2 protein-coding genes are annotated in these 2,361 nt (G+C 69.9%); both read right to left on the minus strand.

Translation table 11 applies throughout. The annotated features are described in order from the left end of the window. On the minus strand, positions 1-815 hold an 815-nt coding region (locus P409_RS32160), incomplete at its 3' end, for a DUF2341 domain-containing protein (protein WP_152613663.1). A gap of 18 nt (positions 816-833) precedes the next feature. Next, positions 834-2,361 (minus strand): ShlB/FhaC/HecB family hemolysin secretion/activation protein (locus P409_RS32165; protein ID WP_034848201.1); only part of this gene is annotated, 1,528 nt, incomplete at its 5' end.

Consider the following 2,361-nt stretch of genomic DNA (forward strand, 5'->3'; position numbering starts at 1 on the left):
GCCGCGGCGGCGATGCGCTGCGGCCCGGCGCCGGCGTCGACGCTGACGAAGGGGGTCGCCTGGTCGAGGCCGATGGCCAGGCCGCCGGATTGGATCAGGCCGGCCGCGGCCTCCTTCTCGTAGATCACGGCGTTGGGCTGCAGCGTGCCGGGCTTGATCCAGGCCGACCAGGTGAAGGCGCCGCCCTGCGGCACCGCCAGGCTGGGCGTCGCCGGCAGCATCACCGTGCCGTTGCCGTCGAAGCCGATGCCGCCGCCGATGAAGGAGGCGTCGACCTTGGCCGCGGTCGACTGGGCCGCATTGTTGGCGTAGCCGGTGGAGTCGAGCGGCAGGGCCCCGGGCTCGGTGAAGTGCCAGACCAAGGCCTGGGAGGTGTCGTAGCCGGCGCGGGCGTTGCTGGTGCCGGTCGCTTTCTCATTGCCCCAGTACAGCCAGATGGTCTGCGGCTTGTCGGCGGCGGCGTTCGGCAGGTCGACCCAGATCAGGCCCATCTCGAACAGGTTGTCGAACTTCTCGATGTGGAAGTTCAGCGGCGTCTTGTCGTCCTCGGCGATGATTCGGAGGTCGGAACCGTCATCCTTGGCGGCGAGGAAGTTGAAGTTGGCCGCGGACAGGCGGACCAGCACCTGCGCCCGCCCGGCCATGCCGGGGACGGCGCCGGCATTCGGGCCGAGATCGACGGTGATCGGCTTGCGCAGCGTCCATTCGCTGTTCCACCAGGCCGAGGCGGCCTGGGGCGTCAGCAGCAGCGCCAGCAGGGCGGCCAGCAGCAGCCGGGCGGTCGGGAGCGGTCGGGTCGGGAGGAAGCGTCTCATGCTCGGATCGGTCCGGGGTCAGAGGCTGGCGCCGAGGGTGAACAGAATGCGGATGTCGTTCGCCCTGGTGTCGCTGGCGTCGATCAGCGGCACCGCGAGGTCGACCGAGCCGGTGAGGTGGTTCAGCAGCTTGACCCGCGTGCCGAAGCCGACGCTGGCGAGCTGGAACTCGTCGTCCTGGCCGGGATTGACGTCCTGCAGCCACAGCTCGGCGTAGTCGCCATAGGCGTAGACCCGCCAGTCCTCGACCAGCGAGGGGTCGATCCACTGGCCGAGATTGGGCGTGGTCAGGCGCAGCGCGGCGATCCAGCCATTGTCGCCGAGCTCCTCGGATTCGACATAGCCGGGCACGGTCGAGACGCCGCCGGCGCTGAACTGCTCGTTGCTGATCAGCGGCTGGCTGGCCAGCTGCCCGTCCAGCCGCGCCGTCAGCTCGAAGTCCGCGGGCAGGGCCTGCTGCCGCTCCAGGCTGGCGCGGTAATAGGCGAAGTCGCCGGAGGCGCCGCTGCGCTTCTGCGCGAACTTGTCGTCCGGGTCGCCCAGGCCGCGCAGCCCGAAGGTGGCGGACAGGCTGGCCGTGGTCAGCCCTTGAGCGTCCGGCCGGGTGGCGTTGTACTCGATCGTCGCCGTGGTGTAGGTGATCGGCGTCTTCGACTGGATGCCGCCGAACTCCTGGCTCTCGCCGAAATCCTTCCAGTCCATGCCCAGCATCAGCGTGTGGTAGAAGTCCGGCAGCCCGGGCAGCGGCAGCACGCCGCGCGCGCCGATGACCGTGCCGTCGCCGAGCACGTTGACACCGCCCAGTGTCGCCACGTTGGAGCGGGACGAGATGCCGTACAGCACCAGGCTCTGCTTCCACTCCGGGATGCGGGCGGTGTAGGTCGCGGCGATCGCCGAGGTCTGGTCCGGGTCTTCCGGCGCGGTGGTGTATTGCAGCGAGAACGAGTGGCCGAGCTGCCAGAGATTGTCGTAGCCGACCGAGCCGGACACGCGCAGATGCTTGGTGTCGGCGCTGTACTGGTTGTTCAGCTCGACCGAGGCCTGGAACGGCGATTCGTCCTCGACATTCAGGTCGGCATCGACCGTCCCCGGCTCCGTCCCAGCCTTCAGCTGCGGCGTCACGGTGCGGCCCGGCAGCCGGTTCAGCACCTCCGAGTCGCGCTGGATCCCGGCCAGCTGCGGCACCGTGCCCTCGGCCAGGGACGGCGCCGCGTCCTTGATCCGGCCCAGCGAGTAGTAGCGCGAGTTGCGCACCCGCAGGCGCCCGACCCGGGCCTCGGCGACCTCGAGCCGGACCACGCCCTCGCGCACCGTCTGCTCCGGGATGTTGACGGCGACGGTGATGTAGCCGCGGTCGGCATAGCGCTTCTCCAGCGCGGCGCGGGCGCCCTCGACGTCATCGATGGTCTTGTCCGGTCCCAGGAACGGGTAGATCGCCTCCTCGATGTCGACTACCGGCAGCACGGTGTTGCCCTGGACCTGGTACTCCAGGATGTCGAAGCGATTGGCGGCGGCAGGGGCGGGGGCAGCGGCCGCCGGCTCGTCC

It is taken from the genome of Inquilinus limosus MP06 (assembly GCF_000767795.1).
Classification (GTDB): Bacteria; Pseudomonadota; Alphaproteobacteria; order DSM-16000; family Inquilinaceae; genus Inquilinus; species Inquilinus limosus_E.